General features: G+C 73.4%; 17 protein-coding genes. 7 read left to right on the top strand and 10 right to left on the bottom strand.

The features are described from left to right. Nucleotides 1-70: 70 nt before the first annotated feature. From Q6969_RS01945 to Q6969_RS01935, 3 genes are all read right to left on the bottom strand, one after another. A complete protein-coding gene (locus Q6969_RS01945) occupies nt 71-1,441 on the bottom strand; it encodes a class II 3-deoxy-7-phosphoheptulonate synthase (RefSeq protein ID WP_317228938.1) in 1,371 nt (456 codons plus the stop codon). 59 nt (nt 1,442-1,500) lie between these two features. Further along, nucleotides 1,501-2,190, bottom strand: coding sequence for a 1-acyl-sn-glycerol-3-phosphate acyltransferase (locus tag Q6969_RS01940; RefSeq protein ID WP_094116085.1), 690 nt, complete (start codon nt 2,188-2,190; stop codon nt 1,501-1,503). Between the two features lie 103 nt (nt 2,191-2,293). Then, the gene (locus Q6969_RS01935; protein ID WP_317228937.1) at nt 2,294-3,259 is read right to left on the bottom strand and encodes an ROK family glucokinase; all 966 of its coding nucleotides are present in this window, start codon (nt 3,257-3,259) and stop codon (nt 2,294-2,296) included. A gap of 133 nt (nt 3,260-3,392) precedes the next feature. On the opposite strand from Q6969_RS01935, the gene Q6969_RS01930 reads away from it, so the two are divergent. Further along, nucleotides 3,393-5,219: an AMP-dependent synthetase/ligase gene (locus Q6969_RS01930; protein WP_317228936.1), complete on the top strand. Its 1,827-nt coding sequence runs from the start codon at nt 3,393-3,395 to the stop codon at nt 5,217-5,219. 31 nt (nt 5,220-5,250) lie between these two features. Here the strand turns inward: Q6969_RS01930 and Q6969_RS01925 are convergent, their stop codons facing one another. From Q6969_RS01925 to Q6969_RS01915, 3 genes are read right to left on the bottom strand one after another with little or no spacing between them, the layout of a single operon-like run. Continuing rightward, nucleotides 5,251-5,742: a peptide deformylase gene (locus Q6969_RS01925; RefSeq protein WP_317228935.1), complete on the bottom strand. Its 492-nt coding sequence runs from the start codon at nt 5,740-5,742 to the stop codon at nt 5,251-5,253. Between the two features lie 34 nt (nt 5,743-5,776). After that, nucleotides 5,777-7,243 carry a mycothione reductase gene (locus Q6969_RS01920; RefSeq protein ID WP_317228934.1) on the bottom strand — a complete coding sequence of 489 codons (1,467 nt, stop codon included), beginning with the start codon at nt 7,241-7,243 and terminating at the stop codon, nt 5,777-5,779. An 8-nt stretch (nt 7,244-7,251) separates the two neighbouring features. Further along, nucleotides 7,252-10,659 (bottom strand): pyruvate carboxylase, encoded by a 3,408-nt coding sequence (locus Q6969_RS01915; RefSeq protein WP_317228933.1) that lies wholly within the window; start codon nt 10,657-10,659, stop codon nt 7,252-7,254. Nucleotides 10,660-10,736: 77 nt separating this feature from the next. On the opposite strand from Q6969_RS01915, the gene Q6969_RS01910 reads away from it, so the two are divergent. Next, nucleotides 10,737-11,549 carry a ParA family protein gene (locus Q6969_RS01910; protein ID WP_045528295.1) on the top strand — a complete coding sequence of 271 codons (813 nt, stop codon included), beginning with the start codon at nt 10,737-10,739 and terminating at the stop codon, nt 11,547-11,549. 174 nt (nt 11,550-11,723) lie between these two features. Here Q6969_RS01910 and Q6969_RS01905 read toward each other — a convergent pair whose 3' ends face one another. The 4 genes from Q6969_RS01905 to Q6969_RS01890 all read right to left on the bottom strand — a co-directional run bounded on the left by Q6969_RS01905 (nt 11,724) and on the right by Q6969_RS01890 (nt 15,189). Further along, complete coding sequence (locus Q6969_RS01905; RefSeq protein ID WP_012038569.1) at nt 11,724-12,266, bottom strand: MerR family transcriptional regulator; 543 nt, start codon at nt 12,264-12,266, stop codon at nt 11,724-11,726. Nucleotides 12,267-12,531: 265 nt separating this feature from the next. Further along, nucleotides 12,532-13,233, bottom strand: coding sequence for a MerR family transcriptional regulator (locus tag Q6969_RS01900; protein ID WP_317228932.1), 702 nt, complete (start codon nt 13,231-13,233; stop codon nt 12,532-12,534). Further along, a complete protein-coding gene (locus Q6969_RS01895; RefSeq protein WP_317228931.1) occupies nt 13,233-13,715 on the bottom strand; it encodes an FHA domain-containing protein in 483 nt (160 codons plus the stop codon). Before Q6969_RS01895 ends, Q6969_RS01900 begins: the two co-directional genes overlap by 1 nt. Before the next feature lie 88 nt (nt 13,716-13,803). After that, nucleotides 13,804-15,189, bottom strand: coding sequence for a cation:dicarboxylate symporter family transporter (locus Q6969_RS01890; RefSeq protein ID WP_317228930.1), 1,386 nt, complete (start codon nt 15,187-15,189; stop codon nt 13,804-13,806). A 143-nt stretch (nt 15,190-15,332) separates the two neighbouring features. Here Q6969_RS01890 and Q6969_RS01885 point away from each other — a divergent pair, with 143 nt between their 5' ends. The 5 genes from Q6969_RS01885 (at nt 15,333) to Q6969_RS01865 (ending at nt 20,041) form a co-directional block, all read left to right on the top strand. Beyond that, nucleotides 15,333-17,039, top strand: coding sequence for an ATP-binding protein (locus Q6969_RS01885; RefSeq protein WP_317228929.1), 1,707 nt, complete (start codon nt 15,333-15,335; stop codon nt 17,037-17,039). Further along, nucleotides 17,036-17,764 carry a response regulator gene (locus Q6969_RS01880; RefSeq protein WP_317228928.1) on the top strand — a complete coding sequence of 243 codons (729 nt, stop codon included), beginning with the start codon at nt 17,036-17,038 and terminating at the stop codon, nt 17,762-17,764. The genes Q6969_RS01885 and Q6969_RS01880 overlap by 4 nt, the downstream gene beginning before the upstream one ends. Nucleotides 17,765-17,855: 91 nt before the next feature. Next, entirely contained in the window at nt 17,856-18,902 is a 1,047-nt protein-coding gene (locus Q6969_RS01875; RefSeq protein WP_317228927.1) for a M4 family metallopeptidase, read from the top strand. Continuing rightward, nucleotides 18,903-19,184, top strand: coding sequence for a protealysin inhibitor emfourin (locus Q6969_RS01870; RefSeq protein WP_317228926.1), 282 nt, complete (start codon nt 18,903-18,905; stop codon nt 19,182-19,184). Next, nucleotides 19,181-20,041 carry a DUF3097 domain-containing protein gene (locus Q6969_RS01865; RefSeq protein ID WP_317228925.1) on the top strand — a complete coding sequence of 287 codons (861 nt, stop codon included), beginning with the start codon at nt 19,181-19,183 and terminating at the stop codon, nt 20,039-20,041. The genes Q6969_RS01870 and Q6969_RS01865 overlap by 4 nt, the downstream gene beginning before the upstream one ends. Nucleotides 20,042-20,178: the final 137 nt, after the last annotated feature.

Genomic DNA, 20,178 nt, shown 5'->3' with positions numbered 1-20,178 from the left:
CGGGTCGGCCCATGCGACCGATGCCCCGCCGCCCTCGAGGGCGGCGGGGCATCGGTCGTCGTGGCGGGGATCAGCTCCGCGCCGCGGCCAGCTCCTCCGCGACGAGGAACGCGAGCTCGAGGCTCTGCATGTGGTTGAGCCGCGGGTCGCACAGCGACTCGTAGCGCGTCGCGAGGGTGGCCTCGTCGATGTGCTCGGATCCGCCCAGGCACTCGGTGACGTCGTCGCCCGTGAGCTCGATGTGGATGCCTCCGGGGTGCGTGCCCGCCGCCCGGTGCGCCTGGAAGAAGCCCTGCACCTCGTCGACCACGTCGTCGAAGCGCCGCGTCTTGTAGCCGGTCGGCGTGGTGAGGCCGTTCCCGTGCATGGGATCGGTCACCCAGAGCGGGTGCGCGTCCGACTGCTTCACGGCCTCCAGCAGGGGCGGCAGCGCATCCCGGATGCGGCCCGCGCCCATGCGCGTGATGAACGTGAGCCGACCGGGCTCGCGATCCGGGTCGAGCTTCTCGATGAGCTCGTGCACGGTCTCCGGGGTCGTCGACGGGCCGAGCTTCACGCCCAGCGGATTCCGGACGCGGGAGAGGAAGTCGACGTGCGCGCCGTCGAGGTCGCGCGTGCGCTCGCCGATCCAGATGAAGTGCGCCGAGGTGTTGTACGGCGTGCCCGTGCGCGAGTCGATGCGCGTCATGGGGCGCTCGTAGTCCATGAGGAGGCCCTCGTGGCCCGTGTAGAACTCCACGCGCTTCAGGTCGTCGAAGTCGGCCCCCGCGGCCTCCATGAACTTGATCGCCCGGTCGATGTCGCGGGCGAGCTGCTCGTACCGCTGGTTGGCGGGGTTCGCGGCGAAGCCCTTGTTCCAGCTGTGCACCTCGCGCAGGTCGGCGAAGCCGCCCTGCGTGAACGCGCGGATGAGGTTCAGCGTGGAGGCGGCCGTGTGGTACCCCTTCACGAGGCGCGCGGGATCCGCCGCCCGCGACTCGGGGGTGAAGTCGTAGCCGTTCACGATGTCGCCGCGGTACGCCGGCAGCGTCAGGTCGCCGCGCGTCTCGGAGTCGCTGGAGCGCGGCTTGGCGAACTGACCCGCCATGCGCCCCATCTTCACGACGGGCATCGCCGCCCCGTAGGTGAGGACGACGGCCATCTGCAGGACGGTCTTCACGCGGTTGCGGATCTGGTCGGCCGTGGCGCCCGCGAACGTCTCGGCGCAGTCGCCACCCTGCAGGAGGAACGCGCGGCCGTCGGCCGCGGCGGCGAGGCGCGAGCGCAGCTGGTCGACCTCGCCCGCGAACACCAGGGGCGGGAGCAGGGCGATCTCGGCGGACGCGGCGTGCACCGCGGCGGCGTCGGGCCAGGCCGGCTGCTGCTTGACCTCGAGCGTGCGCCAGTGGTCGAGCCCGGCGAGGACGTCGGGATGGGCGGGGACGAGGTGCTCAGAGGCCACGGTGGGATCCCGGTTCGTGTCGTGCGCGTGATGCGCGGTGGAGTCGGTGCGGGCGTCGGTCAGCGGGCCGCGCTCGCGCGCTTCTCCTTGACCGAGGTCGCATAGACGTCGACGTACTCCTGGCCGCTGAGCCTCGAGAGCTCGTACATGATCTCGTCGGTGATGGAGCGGAGGATGAAGCGGTCTCCCTCGAGGCCGGCGAACCTACTGAAATCTAGCGGCTCGCCGATGACCACACCAATCCGGCGGACCTTGGGGATCCGCGTGCCGATGGGCATGACCTTCTCGGTGTCGATCATGGCGATCGGCACGACCGGCACCTCGCCCTCGAGGATCATGCGGGCCACCCCCGTGCGTCCGCGGTACATCTTGCCGTCCGGGCTGCGGGTGCCCTCGGGGTAGATGCCGAGCATGCGCCCCTCGGCGAGCACGCGGAGGCCCGTGTTGAGCGACGCCTCGGACGCCTTGCCGCCGGAGCGGTCGATGGGCAGCATGCCCGTGGCGGTGAAGAACATCTTGGTGGCCCAGCCCTTGAGGCCCGGACCCGTGAAGTAGTCGCTCTTGGCGAGGAAGACGAGGTTCCGGTCCACCAGCAGCGGCAGGAACACCGAGTCGATGAAGGAGAGGTGGTTGCTCGCGAGGATCACGCCGCCCTTGGCGGGGATGTTCTCCAGGCCCGTCACCCAGGGGCGGAACGTGCTCCGCAGGAGGGGTCCGGCGACCAGGTTCTTCATGAACCAGTAGAACATCGGGTGGCCACCTTCCGGGCGGGGTCGTCGTCCAGCATAGCCAGCGGCGCCGCGTCCGCCGGCAGCGGCCGGCCGACGGGCGGCGGTATCGCGTGCGGTCGGCTCAGGCTCCGTGGCGCAGGGCCCCGGCGTGACGCCGGGCGAGGTCCGCCGCGCCCACCACGCCGGCGTCGTTGACGAGCTCCGCGATCCGGAACTCCGGCTCGGGGTGGTACCCACGGGCGGGCAGGTGCGCGAGGTAGGCCTCGCGGATGGGGTCGAGGAGCAGGTCGCCCGCCTGGGCCACCCCGCCGCCGATGACGAACATCTGCGGGTCGAGGATGGCGCCGATGCTCGCGGCCGCCTCCCCCAGCCAGCCGCCGAGGCGTCGGAGGGCGAGGAGCGCGCCGGGATCGCCGGCCTGGATCAGGTCGCTCACGTCGTGGCCCGTCAGGGTCCCCACCTCACGGCGGCGCGCGGCGAGCCCCTCGCCGTGGGTGCCGCCGAGGTCGGCCAGCTCGTCGGCGGTGCGGAGCAGCGCGCGGCCCGAGCCGTACTGCTCGATGCAGCCGCGGGCGCCGCAGCCGCAGGGCAGGCCGTCCGGCACGACCCGCATGTGCCCGAGCTCGGCGCCGGCGCCGAAGCCGCCGCGGAACAGCCGGTCGTCGGCGACGATGGCGCCGCCCACCCCCGTGCCGATCGTCAGGGTCACCATGTCGCTGACGAGGCGGCCCGCGCCGTAGCGGAACTCCGCCCAGCCGGCGGCGTTGGCGTCGTTCTCGATGACGATGGGCAGGTCGATCCGGCCGCGGAGCTTCTCCCGCACCGGCTCGTTGCGCCAGTTGATGTTCGGGGCGTAGTAGACGGTGGACTGCGCGGCGTCGATGAAGCCCGCCGCGGCCACGCCGACCGCCACGACGTCGGGGTGCTGCGCACGCAGCCGCTCCACCATGCCGACGACCGCCTCGACGATCGCGTCCGGGCTGCTCGCCTCGGTGGGCGTGCGCTCCTCCGCGGCGATGACGCCGAGCTCGTCGACCACGGCTCCCGCGATCTTGGTCCCGCCGATGTCGATCCCTATTGCATGCACGTGGCGGGCCCTTCCTCATCGTCTCGCCTGTCGATCCTAGTGAGGCGCCCGACGCCCCCGACCGGGGACGAGCGCGCCGGAGCCGCGCGCCCTTAAGCTGGTCCCATCCATTTCCGGTACCGAAGGAGCTGCCGTGGAACAGCACACCATGCCCGCCGTCGTCGAGGCCAGACCCGACGACAACGTCACCGATGTCCTGGTGCACCGCGTGAGGACGAGCCCCGACGCCCCGCTGTTCGCGCTGCCGGACGGGAAGGGCGGGTGGAGCGACGTCACGGCGGCCGAGTTCCACCGCCAGGTCGTGGCCCTCGCGAAGGGACTCGTCGCCGCGGGCCTCCAGCCCGGCGAGCGGATCGGCATGATGTGCCGCACGCGCTACGAGTGGACGCTCGTGGACTTCGCGGTGTTCTTCGCGGGCGGCGTCCTCGTCCCGGTCTACGAGACGTCCTCCCCCGGCCAGGTGCACTGGAACCTGCAGGACTCCGGCAGCGTCGCCGTGATCCTCGAGTCCGCCGAGCACTTCTCCCGCTTCGACGAGGTCCACCCGGAGCTGCCGGACGTTCGGCACGTGTGGCAGATCGACCTCGGCGACCTGGACAAGCTCGCCGAGCAGGGCGTGGACGTGCCCGACGCCGAGATCGAGCGCCGGCGCAACATCGCCGTGGGCTCGGACATGGCGACCCTGATCTACACCTCCGGTACGACCGGGCGGCCGAAGGGCTGCGTGCTCACCCACGCGAACTTCGTCGAGCTGGCCCGGAACGCCGAGGTCGCGATGGAGGAGGTCGTGCGCGTGGGCGCGTCGACCCTGCTGTTCATCACGACGGCGCACGTGTTCGCGCGCTTCATCAGCATCCTCAACGTGCAGGCCGGCGTGAAGACCGGGCACCAGGCCGACACCACGCAGCTGCTCCCGGCGCTCGCGTCCTTCCAGCCGACCTTCCTGCTCGCGGTGCCGCGCGTGTTCGAGAAGGTCTACAACTCGTCGGAGCAGAAGGCGGAGGGCGCCGGCCGCGGAAAGGTCTTCCGCAAGGCCGCGGAGGTCGCCTACGCGCACTCCGTCGCGGTCGACGCCGGGAAGGTGCCGCTCGCGCTGAAGCTGCAGTTCAAGGTCTTCGACGCGCTCGTCTACTCCAAGATCCGGCAGGCGATGGGCGGCCGCGTGCGGTTCGCCGTGAGCGGCTCGGCGCCGCTCGGCCTCCGGCTCGGCCACTTCTACCGCTCGCTCGGGCTCACGATCCTCGAGGGCTACGGGCTCACCGAGACCACGGCGCCGGTCAGCGTCAACCTCGTCAAGGGCTTCCGCATCGGTACGGTGGGCCCGGCGCTCCCGGGCGTGTCCACCCGCATCACCGACGAGGGCGAGATCGAGGTCAAGGGCGTCAACGTCTTCGACGGGTACTGGCAGGACGAGGAGGCGACCGCCGCGGTCTTCGACGACGGCTGGTTCCGGACGGGCGACCTCGGCAGCTACGACGCCGACGGGTACCTCACGATCACGGGCCGGAAGAAGGAGATCATCGTCACGGCCGGGGGCAAGAACGTGGCCCCCGCGGCGCTCGAGGACCCGATCCGCGCGAATCCGCTCGTCGGGCAGGTCGTGGTGGCGGGCGACCGCCGGCCGTTCATCTCCGCGCTCATCACGCTCGACCCCGAGATGCTCAAGGTGTGGCTCGGCAACAACGGCCAGGACCCGGCGCTGACGCTGGAGCAGGCCTCGCAGAACCCGGCGGTGCTCGCCGAGGTGCAGCGCGCCGTCGACGCGGCCAACGCGACGGTGTCGCGCGCGGAGTCCATCCGGAAGTTCGTCGTGCTGCCCGTGGAGCTCACCGAGGCGGCGGGCCACCTCACGCCGAAGCTCAGCATCAAGCGCCAGGTGGTGCTGGACGCCTTCGGCGACGTCATCACGCGCATCTACGAGGCGGCGCCGAACACGGAGGGGCACTCGCTGGTGCACTGAGCGCGCCCGAGCGGGTGCGCGGGCCGACCGGTCAGAACCAGTCGGACTCGCGCACCTGCTTCATGGCCTCGCGTCGGCGCTGCTTGTCGAGGCGGTCGAGGTAGACGAGGCCGTCGAGGTGGTCCACCTCGTGCTGGAAGGCCTGCGCGAGGACGCCCGTGCCCTCGAGGCGCACCGGCTTCCCGTCGAGGTCGGTCCCGCTGATCACGGCCTCGGGGTGGCGCATGGTGGGGAACCAGAGCCCGGGGACCGACAGGCAGCCCTCGTCGACCAGCACGGCCTCGCCGCGCAGCTCCTCGATGACGGGATTGAGGATGTAGCCGAACGCGGGACCCACGTTGTAGCTGAACGCCCGCAGGTTGACGCCGATCTGGGCGGCGGCGACGCCGGCGCGGCCGTCCGGGCGCACGCTGTCGAGGAGGTCCTCCACGAGGGCGCGGACCCCCTCGTCGATCTCATGGATCTCCGTGGAGACGGTCTTCAGCACCGGATCGCCGAACAGGCGGATCTGTCGTTCAGTCATTCTCTGCTTCCGTGGGTCCTCTGCGGTGGGCCGCTCAGGGTCGATCGGCTCCCGCGGGCGCATCGCCCGGACCATTCTCCCGTGCCCACTCGGCCACCGCGGACTCGACGGACAGCAGGGCGTTCTCCACGACCTCCGTGACGGCGGGATGCGGCCAGTACTGCGCGCGGGCGAGCCCCGTCACGCGGAGGCCGAGGCTCGCGACCTGGAGCAGCGGCTGGATGAGGGCCGCCGAGTCCGACCCGATGATGTGCGCGCCGAGGAGCGTGCCACCGTCGCGCGGGTCGACGACGAGCTTGCAGAACGACGTCGTGTCCTCGAGCGCCCAGCCCCACGCGGTGGAGGAGTACGGCTGCTCCACGGTGACCACGGGGCCCGCCGCGCGCGCCTCCGCCTCCGTGAGGCCGAACGCGCCGATCTGCGGACGGGAGAACACGGCCTGCGGGACGGGTCCCGGCGCGCCGCCGACGAGGTCGTCCGGGTGCAGGAGGTTGTGCTGGACCACGCGGGCCTGGTGGTTCGCGACGTGCTTGAGCGAGTGCTCCGCGCTGATGTCGCCGAGCGCGAATACCCCGGGGACGGGCTCGCCGCCCGCGAGGACGCGCTGCCGGTCGTCGACCACGACGCGGCCGTCCGCGTGCAGGTCGTACCCCGCGTTCACGACGGCGAGCGTGTCGGAGTTGGGGATGCGGCCGAGCGCGACGAGGACGGCCTCCGTCTCGACGAGGTGGCCGGACGCGAGGCGGGAGCGCAGGACGGCGCCGTCGCGCTCGATCTCCTCCACCTCGCAGTCCGTGATGACGTCCCACTGCGTGCGGGCGAGCGTCGTGAAGCGCGTGGACACGTCCTCGTCGAGCGTGCCGAGGAGCCGGGAGGAGCGCGCCACCTGCGTCACGTGCACGCCCAGGTGGCTGAACACGTGGGCGAACTCCGCGGCCACGTATCCGCCGCCGACGATCAGGAGCGAGGCGGGGAGCTCGGCGATGCGCATGATGGAGTCGGAGTCGTGGATCGCCGGGTCCGGGGTGTACGCCGCGGGGAGCGGGCGCGGGCGGGAGCCCGCCGCGAGCACGACGCGGTCGGCGTGGATCCGCCGCCCGCTGGCCGTCACGAGCACGCCGGGCGCCTCGAAGCCCACGCTCTCGCGGAGCAGCGTGACGTCCTCGATGCCGGACTCGCGCCACTCCCGGCCGCCCTCGCTGATGGCGTCGATGCGCCCGAAGACCCGGGCGGCGATGGCGGGCCAGTCGACGGCGTCCACCGTGGCGCGGAGGCCGAGCGCCGGGGCGTCGCGGGTGTCGGCCGCCAGGTCCGCCACGTGCACGAGCATCTTCGTGGGGATGCACCCCGCGTTGAGGCAGGTGCCGCCGAAGTGCTCGCCGTCGTCGACGATGAGCACCCGCTGGCCCGCGAAGCGCTCGTCGACGATCGAGTTGCCCGATCCGCCGCCCACGATCACCAGGTCGTAGCGCTCGTCCTCGTCGTGTCCCGTGCCGGTCATCCGCTCCTCTATCCCTGGTCCTCGACGACCACGAGCAGGTCGCCCGCGTCGACCTGCTGCGTGGTGGGCACCGCGAGGCGCGCGACGCGTCCCGCGACGGGCGACGTGATGGCCGCCTCCATCTTCATGGCCTCGATGGACGCGACCGCCTGGCCGGCCCCGACGACGGCGCCCTCCTCGACCTTGAGCGTCACGACGCCGGAGAACGGCGCCGACACGTGCCCGGGCCGCGACGGGTCGCCCTTCTCGGCCGCGACGGTGGTGACCCCGATGCGGCGGTCGCGCACGAAGACGGGACGGAGCTGGCCGTTCATGACGACCATGACGGTGCGCATGCCCGACTCGTCCGCCTCGCCGACCGCCTCGAGGCCGATGAGCACCTCGACGCCGCGGCCGATCCGCACGGCGTGCTCCTGGCCGGGACGGAGCCCGTGCAGGTAGTCGTCGGTGTCGAGGACCGACAGGTCGCCGAACAGCTCCCGGATGGTCTCGAACTGCTCCGTCGGCTGGGGGAACAGGAGGCGGTTGAGCGTCCGGCGCCTGGCGGCCCCGGGCACCTCGAGCGCGCCGCGGTCCTCGGCCGTGAGCGGCGTCACGCCGATGCGCACGTCGCGGCCCTGCAGGACGCGGGTGCGGAAGGGCTCGGGCCAGCCGCCGGGGAGGTCGCCCAGCTCGCCCGCCATGAAGCCGACGACGGAGTCGGGGATGTCGTAGTCCTGCGGGTTCTCCGCGAAGTCGTGCGGGTCGGCTCTCGCAGCGGCGAGCTGCAGGGCGAGGTCGCCCACCACCTTCGAGGACGGGGTGACCTTGGGGATGCGGCCGAGGATGCGGTCGGCGGCGGCGTACATGTCCTCGATGAGCTCGAAGTCGTCGGCGAGGCCGAGGGCGATCGCCTGCTGCCGCAGGTTCGACAGCTGGCCGCCCGGGATCTCGTGGCGGTACACCCGCCCCGTCGGACCGGGGAGCCCGGACTCGAAGGGGCGGTAGAGACGACGCACGGCCTCCCAGTAGGGCTCGAGGTCGCTGACCGCGTCGAGGGAGAGGCCCGTGTCACGCTCCGTGTCGGCGAGGGCGGCCACCAGCGCCGAGGCCGACGGCTGGCTCGTGGTGCCCGACATCGGCGCGCTGGCGACGTCGACCGCGTCGGCGCCCGCGCGGCTGGCGGCGAGGAGGGTGGCGAGCTGCCCGCCCGCGGTGTCGTGGGTGTGCACGTGCACCGGGAGGTCGAACTCGCGGCGCAACGCGGCGACGAGCCGCTCGGCCGCGGCCGGGCGGAGGAGCCCGGCCATGTCCTTGATCGCGAGGACGTGCGCGCCGGCCTGCACGCTGCGCTCGGCGAGGCCCAGGTAGTAGTCGAGCGTGTAGAGGTCCTCCGCGGGATCGAGCAGGTTGCCCGTGTAGCAGAGCGCGACCTCCGCGACGGTGGTGCCGGTCGCGAGCACGGAGTCGATGGCGGGGCGCATGCGCTCGACGTCGTTGAGGGCGTCGAAGATGCGGAAGACGTCGACGCCGGTGGCGGCGGCCTCCTGCACGAAGGCGTCGGTGACCTCGACCGGGTACGGCGTGTAGCCCACGGTGTTGGCCCCGCGCAGCAGCATCTGGATGGCGATGTTCGGGAGAGCCTCGCGGAGCGACGCGAGCCGCTCCCACGGGTCCTCGCCGAGGAACCGGAGGGCGACGTCGTACGTCGCCCCGCCCCATGCCTCGACCGACAGCAGCTCCGGCGTGGTGCGCGCGACGTGGGGCGCGACGGCGACGAGGTCGCGGGTGCGCACGCGCGTGGCGAGCAGCGACTGGTGCGCGTCGCGGAACGTCGTCTCGGTGACGGCGAGGGCGGTCTGCGCGCGCAGGGCCTCGGCGAAGCCGCGCGGGCCGAGCTCGAGGAGGCGCTGCCGGGATCCCGCGGGGGCCGGCTGCTGCAGGTCGACCGCGGGCAGCTTGTCCGCGGGGCGGACGGCCGCGGTGCGGGGGCCGTTCGGCTGGTTCACCGTGACGTCGGCGAGCCAGTTGAGGATCTTCGTGCCGCGGTCCTTCGAGACGTTGCTGCGCACGAGGCCCGGGCGCTCGTCGATGAAGGAGGTGCTCAGGTCGCCCGCCTGGAACGCGGGGTCGTCGAGGACGCCCTGGAGGAACGGGATGTTGGTGGAGACGCCCCGGATGCGGAACTCCGCCAGGGCCCGCTTGGCGCGCGTGACCGCGGTGGCGAAGTCGCGGCCCCGGCAGGTGAGCTTCGCGAGCATGGAGTCGAAGTGCGGGCTGATCTGCGCTCCGGTCGCGACCGTGCCGCCGTCGATGCGGATCCCGCCGCCGCCCGGCGAGCGGTAGGTCGTGATCTTCCCGGTGTCGGGCTGGAAGCCCTGCGCCGGGTCCTCCGTCGTGATCCGGCACTGGAGGGCGGCGCCGTGCAGCACGATGTCGTCCTGGTGGAGGCCGAGGCCGTCCAGGGTCTCCCCCGCCGCGATGCGCATCTGCGACTGCACGAGGTCGACGTCGGTGACCTCCTCGGTCACGGTGTGCTCCACCTGGATGCGCGGGTTCATCTCGATGAAGACGTGCTGGCCCGCGCGCGGACCGTCGGTGTCGAGCAGGAACTCGACCGTGCCGGCGTTCACGTACCCGATGCTGCGGGCGAAGGCGACGGCGTGGGCGTGCATGGCGTCGCGGACGGCCGGATCGAGGTTCGGCGCGGGCGCGATCTCCACGACCTTCTGGTGGCGGCGCTGCACCGAGCAGTCGCGCTCGAACAGGTGCACGGTCTCGCCCGCGGCGTCCGCGAGGATCTGCACCTCGATGTGCCGCGGACGGAGCACCGCCTGCTCGAGGAACATGGTGGGGTCCCCGAAGGCGCTGTCCGCCTCGCGCATGGCGGCGCGGAGCGCGCCCTCGAGGTCCTCCGGCCGCTCGACGCGCCGCATGCCGCGCCCGCCGCCGCCCGCGACGGCCTTCGCGAACACCGGGAAGCCGATCCCCTCCGCCTGGGAGAGCAGCAGGTCCACGTCCCTCGACGGCGGGGTCGACGCGAGGACCGGGACACCGGCCCGCGTCGCGTGCTCCTTCGCCGTGACCTTGTTGCCGGCCATCTCGAGCACGTCCGCGCCGGGTCCGATGAAGGCGATGCCGTTGTCCGCCGCGGCGCGCGCGAGGCCCGGGTTCTCCGACAGGAACCCGTACCCCGGGTAGATGGCGTCGGCCCCGCACTCGAGCGCCACGCGGATGATCTCGTCGACGTCGAGGTAGGCCCGGACGGGGTGGCCCTCCTCGCCGATGAGGTAGGCCTCGTCGGCCTTCAGGCGGTGCAGGGAGTGCCGGTCCTCGTGGGGGTACACGGCCACGGTGCGGGCGCCCAGCTCGACGGCGGCCCGGAACGCCCGGATCGCGATCTCCCCCCGGTTGGCGACGAGGATCTTCGTGAACATGGCGGGCCTCTCGTCAGACGGGCTTCGGGACCCCCGCGTTTAGGTTCTCCCAGAGTATCGACGGTAGCCTGTCACCCGTGCATGTACTCAGCGTCAGCTCCCTCAAGGGGGGCGTGGGAAAGACCACCGTGACCCTGGGACTGGCGTCCGCCGCCTTCTCCCGCGGCTTGAGGACCCTCGTGGTCGACCTCGACCCGCAGGCCGACGTGTCGACCGGCATGGACATCCAGGTCGCCGGCCACCTCAACGTCGCCGACGTGCTCGCCTCCCCCAAGGAGAAGATCGTGCGCGCGGCCATCGCCCCCAGCGGCTGGACCAAGGGCCGCACGGGCACCATCGACGTCATGATCGGCAGCCCGTCCGCCATCAACTTCGACGGCCCGCACCCCAGCATCCGCGACATCTGGAAGCTCGAGGAGGCCCTCGCGAACGTCGAGGCCGACTACGACCTCGTGCTCATCGACTGCGCGCCCTCGCTCAACGCCCTCACGCGCACCGCGTGGGCCGCCAGCGACCGCGTGACGGTCGTCACCGAGCCCGGCCTCTTCTCGGTCGCCGCCGCGGACCGCGCGCTGCGCGCCATCGAGGAGATCCGGCGCGGCCTCTCGCCCCGCCTGCAGCCCCTCGGCATCATCGTGAACCGGGCGCGCGTCCAGTCGCTCGAGCACCAGTTCCGCATCAAGGAGCTCCGCGACATGTTCGGCCCGCTCGTGCTGAGCCCGCAGCTGCCCGAGCGCACGTCGCTCCAGCAGGCGCAGGGGGCCGCCAAGCCGCTGCACGTGTGGCCCGGCGAGAGCGCGCAGGAGATGGCGCGCAACTTCGACCAGCTCCTCGAGCGCATCATGCGCACCGCCAAGATCGGCGACTACGCGGAGAACGCCGCCCGCTGATCCGCTCCGACCCGTGCGGGTCGGCCTCGGGGTCCTGCCGTCCGGCGCGCTCGTCGCGTCGGCGCGCGGAGGCACGTCCGGAGCATGGGGGCACCCGCGCCGAGAGCGGTGCCACGGAACGACCGCGCTGCGAGGCGGCCGCGCACTTCAGGGACCCCGCGGCCCCGGTAGGGCCTAGGAGGCCTTGACGGCCCGTCGTGCGGCGAGCTCGTCGGTGGGGTCGACGGTCTGGGTGTCGATCTCGACGAGGCTGTGCTCCACCTCGCGGAGGACCTTGCCGACGGCGATGCCGAACACGCCCTGGCCGCGGCTGACCAGGTCGATGACCTCGTCGTTGCTGGTGCAGAGGTAGACGCTGGCGCCGTCGCTCATGAGGGTGGTCTGCGCCAGGTCGACGACGCCGGACTCGCGCAGCTGGTTCACCGCGGTGCGGATCTGCTGGAGGGAGATGCCGGTGTCGAGGAGGCGCTTGACGAGCTTGAGGACGAGGATGTCGCGGAACCCGTAGAGGCGCTGCGTGCCGGAGCCGGAGGCGCCGCGGACGGTGGGCTCGACGAGGCCGGTGCGTGCCCAGTAGTCGAGCTGGCGGTAGGTGATCCCCGCGGCGCGGGCGGCGACGGCGCCGCGGTAGCCGGCGCTGGCGTCCATCTCGGGGAGGCCGTCGGTGAACAGCAGACCGAGGTCGTATCTCCCGGAGTCCGGGGTGGAGTCGCTCATCGTTCTGCCTTCCACCCCTCGGCGTCCGCCCCCGTGGGGTGCGCGCGCTGCTCGGGTCGGTTCGTCGGGATCGTGCTCTCACGGTAGCGGGGCCCGCGGGCCCGATCAACGACATCCGGCGGAAGCGCCCGGCGTGTCGTCCCGGCGCTCCGCCACGCCCCCCGCGGGGGCGCGCATCGACCGGTCCCGCCGGACCGGTCCGACGTGCGGATCGTCCCGTGCGGACACGTCAGTCTACGGGCCGGTCGCCCGGGTGCCAGGCCGATCAGGAGGAGAGGCGGCCGAGCGCGGAGCGGATGAGGCTGCCCCGCACGACCTCCAGCTGGGTCGCGATCTCGCGGGCGAGCTCCGCCGCGTGCGCGCGGCTGGACGCGTCGCGGCGCCGGGACACGGGGACGAGCGCCGACTCGATGAGGCTCAGCTCCCGCTCCGCGGCCTGGCGGAAGCCCCGGAGGTGGCGCGGCTCGATGCCGGTGCGCTGCAGCTCGACGAGCGCGCGCATGACCTGCACCGCCTCCTCGCCGTACACCTCGGCGGGCACGAGCACGCCCGCGGTGATCGCGTCGCCGAGCAGCGGGGCGGTGGCTCCCGACTCGCGGACGAGCTCCGCCCTGCTGTAGCGCCGCTCCTGGTCGAGCATGGAGACGGGGGGCGTGGTCGCGCCGCCGGGCAGGGCCGGCGACAGGCCGGCGTCGAGGTCGCGCAGGTAGGAGCGGATGACCTTGAGCGGCAGGTAGTGGTCGCGCTGCATGCCGAGGACGGTCCGCAGCCGCTCGACGTCGGCCGGGCTGAACTTGCGGTAGCCGGACTCCGTCCGCGACGGCTGGACGAGCCCCTGCTCCTCGAGGAAGCGGAGCTTGCTGTTGGTCAGGTCGGGGAACTCCGGCGTCAGGCGCGCCAGCACTTGTCCGATGCTGAGGAGACCGGGGGTGCGGGCAGGCGTCGACCGGGCGGCGGACGCCGGCACTACTCGGTCGTCCGGCCGACGAGGTCGGTGCGGGACGCGTAGAACGTGAGGCGGAACTTGCCGACCTGGACCTCGGCGCCGTCCTGGAGCAGGGCGGTGTCGATGCGGACCCCGTCGAAGTAGGTGCCGTTGAGGGAGCCGAGGTCCTTCACCTGGAACGAGGTCCCCTGGCGGATGAACTCCGCGTGACGGCGCGACACCGTCACGTCGTCGAGGAAGATGTCGGCGTCCGGGTGACGGCCGGCGACCGTGACGTCGGCGTCGAGGAGGAAGCGCGCGCCCTGGTTCGGACCGCGGCGGACGACGAGGAGGGCGGAGCCGGAGGGCAGGGCCGTGACGGCGTCCTTCTCCTCGGCCGAGACCGCGCCGTCGAGGCCCGCGAGGGCCGCTCCCAGCTCGTCGCGGAAGGTGGCCGTGGTGTCCGTGCTCGTGTACTGCTCGGGCACGCGCGTGGCGCCGTGACCGTCTTCGCGTCCATCCATGGTCGTACCTCCTGTGACCTGACAGCGTAACGGATCGGACACGGCCGGGACCACGGCGGGATCGCCCCGGGCGTGGCCCCGACCCGGCTCAGCGGGAGGCCGGGCGCGGCTCGTCGCCGGACCCCGCGGAGCGCGTGACGTCGGCCTCGAGCGCCTCGGCGGGTGCCTCCAGCCGGGCCCCGTGCTCCGCGCCCATGCTCGCCTCGTCGAAGGGGTCGCCGCCGCCGAGGACGAGGGCCACGCGCTCCGCGTCGATGCCGCGGGTCCAGGTGCCGATGAGCAGCGTCGCCACCGCGTTGCCGGTGAAGTTCGTGAGCGCGCGCGCCTCGGACATGAAGCGGTCGATGCCGACGATGAGGCCGACGCCGTCCACCAGGTCGGGACGGTGGGACTGGAGCCCGCCGGCCAGGGTCGCGAGGCCGGCGCCCGTGACGCCCGCGGCGCCCTTGGAGGCGATGATCATGAAGACCAGCAGCGACACCTGCTCGCCGATGGCCAGCGGGCTGCCGAGGGCGCTCGCGATGAACAGGGACGCCATGGTCAGGTAGATGGCCGTGCCGTCGAGGTTGAACGAGTATCCCGTGGGGACCGTGATGCCGACGACCGGGCGCGAGACGCCGACGTGCTCCATCTTCGCGATGAGCCGGGGCAGTGCCACCTCGGACGACGACGTGGACACGATGAGCAGGTACTCGCGGCCGAGGTAGCGCATGAGCTTGAAGATGCTGACGCGGGCGACGAACCACAGCAGCGGGCCGAGGACCGCCACGATGAACAGCGCGCAGGTGACGTAGAAGCCGATCATGAGGGTCGCGAGGCTGATGACCGCCTGGAACCCGGTGGCGCCGACGACCGCGGCGATGGCGCCGAACGCGCCGATCGGGGCCACCCACATCACCATGCTGAGGATGCGGAAGACGAGGACCTGGATGTTGCGGATGCCCTCGAGCACCGGCTCGCCGCGCTTCCCGAGCTGCTGCAGCGCGAAGCCGACGAGCAGCGCCACGAACAGCGTCTGCAGGATGCTGCCGGAGGTGAGCGAGGAGAGGAGCGACGTCGGGATGATCGAGAGGAGGAAGTCCTTCTCGCCCGTCGCCTCCGTCGAGCCCTCCGGCGCGCGCAGGCCGCTGAGGTCGAGGCCCTCGCCCGGGTGCACGAGGTTGCCGACCAGCAGGCCGATGGCCAGCGCGAACGTCGACATGACGATGAAGTAGAGGAGGGCGAGGCCGCCGACCCGGCCGACCGTCGCGGCCTTCGCGACCGAGCCGACGCCGAGGACGATGGTGCAGAAGATGATGGGCGCGATCATCATCTTGATGAGGGCGACGAAGGCGTCGCCGACCGGCTTGAGCGCCACTCCCGTCTCGGGGGCGACGAGCCCGACGGTGACGCCGAGGAGGACCGCCAGGATGACGGCGATGTAGAGGTAGTGCTGGCGGTCCAGGCGGCGGAGCGCGGCGATGGGGTTGGTCATGGGACGTCCTTGTCTCGTGAGCGGCGCCGGCGCACGGGGTGCGCCAGGCGGTCCTCGTCAGGATGTCCCACGCTCGGGGCCCGGCCGTCGTTGTGTTCATAATGTTCCTGCCGGGGTGCCGGCCGCGGACGCGAGGAGGCAGCATGTCGCGAGGCGCGCTGCCCGGCCCCGCACGAGACCCCCGCTCCCGACGGCCGCGCCTCCCCCGCGGCATCGCCGCCCGGCTCCTGGTGGTCCAGCTCGGGGTCCTCCTCCTGGTGGCCGTGGTCGCGACCGCGGCGCTGTGGGCCGACTCCCGGCAGCGGGCCGAGCAGTCCGCCGCCGACCGGAGCCTGGCCGTCGCCATCACCGTGGCCGACTCGCCCCGGGTCGCGGAGGGGCTCGCGTCGGCGGACCCCACGGCCGCGCTCCTCGGCTACTCCCGGGACGTGACGCGCGACACCGGGGTGGACTTCGTCACGATCATGGACCGCGACACCGTGCGGGTGACTCACCCGGACCCCGACGAGATCGGCCGGCGGTACCTCGGCACCACCGGTCCCGCGCTCGCCGGGCGCACGATGACCGAGACCTACACGGGGACGCTCGGGCCGAGCGTACGGGCCGTCGTCCCCGTGCGCGACGCGGACGGGGGCATCGTGGGGCTGGTGGCGGCCGGGGTCACCGTCGAGCGCGTCTCGGAGGTCCTCGCGGCGCGCCTGCCCGGGCTCATCGGGACGGTCGGCGCGCTCGCCCTCCTCCTCGCCGCGGGGGCCGTCCTCCTCAGCCGGTCGCTCGCGCGCACCACCTGGGGACTCGGACCCGAGGAGATGGCCCGCATGCTCGCGTACTACGAGTCGGTGCTCCACTCGGTCGGCGAGGGCATCGTGCTCGTCGACCGGGACCGGCGGCTCGTGCTGCACAACGACCAGGCGGCCGAGCTGCTGGACCTCGACGTGGATCCCTCCGCCGGTCCCGTCGAGGTCGGGAGCCTCGGCCTGCCCGCGGCGATCGGGCGGCTGCTCGCCGAGGGCACCACGGCGGACGAGGTCGTGCACCTGCCGTCCGGGCGCGTCCTCGTGGTCACCCAGCGGCCCGCGCTGCCGACGGGCCGGACCGGGAGCGCCGCGCGCCTCGGGACGGTGACGACGCTCCGGGACCGGACGGAGATCCAGCGCCTGTCGGGCGAGCTGGCGACGCTGCGGACGCTCTCCGACGCCATGCGCGCGCAGACGCACGAGTTCGCGAACCGGCTGCACACCATCGTCTCGCTCATCGAGCTGGAGCGACCGCGCGAGGCGCTCGCGCTGGCGGCCTCCGAGCTCGAGACGGACCGGCGCGCGTCCGAGGGCGGTCTCGCCGAGGACGCCGATCCGGTGGTGCGGGCCCTGGTGCGCGGCAAGGCCGCCCAGGCCGCCGAGCGCGGGGTGGAGCTGACCGTGCGCGTCGCCGACGGCACCGGCGACCCGGGGGTGCCCGCGACCGAGCTGGTGACCGTCGTCGGGAACCTGGTCGACAACGCCATCGACGCGGCCGCCGACCCCTCCGTCGCCACGGCCCGGGGCGTGGACCGCGGCCGCGTGGAGCTGTCGCTGTCGCGGACCGCCGCGGGGGCGCTCGTCATCGAGGTGGCGGACGACGGGCCGGGGGTGGATCCCGGGATCCGCGCGCGCGTCCTCGAGTTCGGGGTCACGACCAAGACGGGCGACGACGGGACGCGCGGGGTGGGGCTCGCGCTCGTCGCGCGCTCGGCCGCGCGGCTCGGCGGGCGGGTCGAGGTGGCGGACGCGGACGCGCGGCTGGGCGGCGCGCGCTTCCGCGTCGTGCTGCCGGCCGACGCGGACGCGCGGGACGGCGGGGTGCGGGCGTGATCCGCGTGCTGGTCGTCGACGACGACGTCCTGACCGCGGAGGCGCACGCCGCCTACGTGGGTCGGCTCGACGGCTTCCTCGTCGCGGGGGTCGCCCACACGGGCGGCGAGGCCCTGCGGCTCGTGGCGGACGCCGGTCCCGACGGGATCGACCTGGTGCTCCTCGACATGACCCTCCCCGACATGCACGGCCTCGAGGTCTGCCGTCGGCTGCGCGCCGCCGGTCGGGCGACCGACGTCGTGGCGGTGACGGCCGTGCGCGACCAAGCCGTCGTGCGCAGCTCCGTGACCGCGGGGATCGTGCAGTACCTCATCAAGCCCTTCACGTTCGCGGCCTTCGCGGAGAAGATGGCCGCGTACGTCGGCTATCGCGAGGGGCTCGGAGCCGGGAGCGGCAGCACGACGCAGCTGCAGGTCGACCGGGCCCTCGCGGCGCTCCGCTCCCCCGCGTCCGACGCACGGCTGCCGAAGGGCATGTCGGCGGAGACGCTGGACCTCGTGCGCGGCATCGCGCGCGCGGACCGCCCCGCCGACGGCTCGCGCACCCGGGAGGGCGCGCACGCAGCCGAGGGCGTGTCCGCCGCCGAGGTGTCGGGTGCGCTCGACGTGTCCCGCGTGACGGCCCGGCGGTACCTCGAGTACCTCGCGGACGTCGGCCAGGTCGAGCGCGTGCCGAGGTACGGGACGCCCGGCCGCCCCGAGCTCGGGTACCGCTGGACCCGCTGAGACCACCCCGGCGCGGGGTGCGACGGACGGCCGGCGACGGGATCCGCCGCGACCCGTGACGATGTCGCCGCCCCGTGCGAGTCTTCGGTGCATGAGACGCACGATCCTCCCCCCGTACCTGCTGACCCGCCTCGCCGAGGCCGACCCCGACCGGGTGTCCGCCGTGCGGCAGGCCGCGCGCCGCGCCCTCCGCGACCAGGGGCCGCTCATCCACGACCGCCGCGGGCCGGGTGCCCTGCCCGATCCCGCGGCGCTCGCGGACCGGGACCCGTCGGGGATCCACCGGACCGTGTCGGACGCCCAGAACCGCGAGGAGCTGCCGGGCCGGACGGTCCGCGTCGAGGGCGCGCCCGACACCGGCGACGCGCAGGTCGACGAGGCCTACGCCGGGCTCGGCGCCACCTACGCGCTCTTCTCGGAGGTCTACGGCCGGGCCTCGCTCGACGACCGCGGCCTGCCGCTGCTGGCGACCGTGCACTACGGCGAGGAGTACGACAACGCGTTCTGGGACGGCACGCGCATGGTCTTCGGCGACGGGGACGGCGAGGTGTTCGCGCCCTTCACGCGCTCGCTGACGGTCATCGGCCACGAGCTCGCCCACGGCGTCACGGAGCTGACCCTCGGCCTCGTGTACCAGGGGCAGTCGGGCGCGCTCAACGAGTCGATCTCGGACGTGTTCGGCGTGCTCGTGGAGCAGCACTCGCTCGGGCAGACCGCCGACCAGGCGGACTGGCTCGTCGGCGCGGAGCTGTTCCTCGACCGGTCGACCGGGCTCGCGCTCCGCTCCATGCGCGCCCCGGGCACCGCGTACGACGACGACGTGCTCGGGAAGGACCCGCAACCCGGGCACATGGACGACTACGTGGAGACCGCGGAGGACAACGGGGGCGTGCACGTCAACTCCGGCATCCCGAACCGCGCGTTCTTCCTCGCGGCCACCGCCATCGGCGGGCGGGCCTGGGAGGGCGCGGGGCGGGTCTGGTACGACGTGATGGTCGCCGGCACCGTGCGGCCCGACTGCGACTTCCCGCGGTTCGCCCGGGCCACCGTGGACGCGGCGACGGCGCGGTACGGTGAGGGCGCGTCCGAGGTCGCCGCGATCCAGGCGGCGTGGGAGGGCGTCGGGATTGAGGTCTAGGTGGAGATCGCCGTGTCGCGCACGGGCGGGATGGCGGGCATGACCCGCACCTGGTCGGTGCGCGTCGACGCCGCCGCGGACGACCGCGCGGACTGGGACGCGCTCCTCGACGAGTGCCCCTGGGACGCGCCGTCCCCGCCGAGCCCGGGAGCCGACCGCTTCGTCTACCTGGTGCGCGCGGGCGACCGCGAGGCGCGCCTCGGCGAGGCGGCGGTCGACGGCCCCTGGCGTCGGCTCGTCGACCGGGTGCGCGACGCCTCCCGTGGCACCCTGGGAGCATGACGCCGCCCCCCTTCGACGACGACCGCTACGGACAGGACGTGCTCGCCCCCGGCTGGCGCGGGCCCGCGAAGGCGGCGCCCCGTCCGCAGGACGCGACGCGCGAGCTCGTGGTCGAGGAGCTGTCGACGGGCTTCTGCGGCGCGATCGTGCGCGTCGAGTCCGGCATGGTCGTGCTCGAGGACTTCCGGCGGAAGCAGCGCACGTTCCCGCTCGGCGGCGCGTTCCTCCTCGAGGGCGAGCCCGTGGCCCTGCGCGTGCCCCGCGCGGCGCCGACGGGCCCCGCCCGGACGGCATCCGGCTCGCTCGCGGTCGCCGACGCGCGCGCCCGCGTCGCGCTCCCCAGCCGCATCTTCGTGGAGGGCCGGCACGACGCCGAGCTCGTGGAGCGGGTGTGGGGCGAGGACCTGCGGATCGAGGGCGTCGTCGTCGAGTACCTGGAGGGCGTCGACCACCTCGACGAGGAGCTCGACCGCTTCCGTCCCGGGCGCGGTCGCCGCGTTGGGGTGCTCGTCGACCACCTCGTGCCCGGCTCGAAGGAGAGCCGCATCGCCGAGTCCGTCGCCCGCGGCCCGCACCGCGCGCACGCGCTCGTGGTGGGCCACCCCTACGTCGACGTCTGGCAGTCGGTGAAGCCCGGGCGCCTCGGACTGCGCGAGTGGCCGGTGATCCCCCGGAACGTGGAGTGGAAGCACGGCATCTGCGCGGCGCTCGGCTGGCCGCACGCGGAGCAGGCGGACATCGCCCGGGCGTGGCAGCGGATCCTCGGCCAGGTGCGCTCCTACCAGGACCTGGAGCCCGCGCTCCTCGGCCGGGTGGAGCAGCTCATCGACTTCGTCACGGATCCCGCCGGGCGCTGACGGCGCGGGCCGGCGGCGGCGCCGTCAGCCGAGGCCGGGAACCCGATGCGCGTCGAGGAGCGCCCGGATCCGCCCGGGACCCGCGACGCGCGCACCCCGGGCCTCGACGCGCGCGGCGAGCCCGCGGTCTGCCGTGA

The organism is Clavibacter sp. MX14-G9D (assembly GCF_032917815.1).
Classification (GTDB): Bacteria; Actinomycetota; Actinomycetes; order Actinomycetales; family Microbacteriaceae; genus Clavibacter; species Clavibacter michiganensis_K.
The sequence above is the reverse complement of the archived record's forward strand: the minus strand, read 5'-3'. Positions and strand labels throughout refer to the sequence as shown.

Coding starts and splice junctions, on each gene's coding strand:
- Q6969_RS01940 (WP_094116085.1), bottom strand. CDS start 2,190: ATGTTCTACTGGTTCATGAAGAACCTGGTCGCCGGACCCCTCCTGCGG.
- Q6969_RS01925 (WP_317228935.1), bottom strand. CDS start 5,742: ATGACTGAACGACAGATCCGCCTGTTCGGCGATCCGGTGCTGAAGACC.
- Q6969_RS01920 (WP_317228934.1), bottom strand. CDS start 7,243: ATGACCGGCACGGGACACGACGAGGACGAGCGCTACGACCTGGTGATC.
- Q6969_RS01915 (WP_317228933.1), bottom strand. CDS start 10,659: ATGTTCACGAAGATCCTCGTCGCCAACCGGGGGGAGATCGCGATCCGG.
- Q6969_RS01905 (WP_012038569.1), bottom strand. CDS start 12,266: ATGAGCGACTCCACCCCGGACTCCGGGAGATACGACCTCGGTCTGCTG.
- Q6969_RS01895 (WP_317228931.1), bottom strand. CDS start 13,715: ATGGATGGACGCGAAGACGGTCACGGCGCCACGCGCGTGCCCGAGCAG.
- Q6969_RS01890 (WP_317228930.1), bottom strand. CDS start 15,189: ATGACCAACCCCATCGCCGCGCTCCGCCGCCTGGACCGCCAGCACTAC.
- Q6969_RS01885 (WP_317228929.1), top strand. CDS start 15,333: ATGTCGCGAGGCGCGCTGCCCGGCCCCGCACGAGACCCCCGCTCCCGA.
- Q6969_RS01875 (WP_317228927.1), top strand. CDS start 17,856: ATGAGACGCACGATCCTCCCCCCGTACCTGCTGACCCGCCTCGCCGAG.
- Q6969_RS01865 (WP_317228925.1), top strand. CDS start 19,181: ATGACGCCGCCCCCCTTCGACGACGACCGCTACGGACAGGACGTGCTC.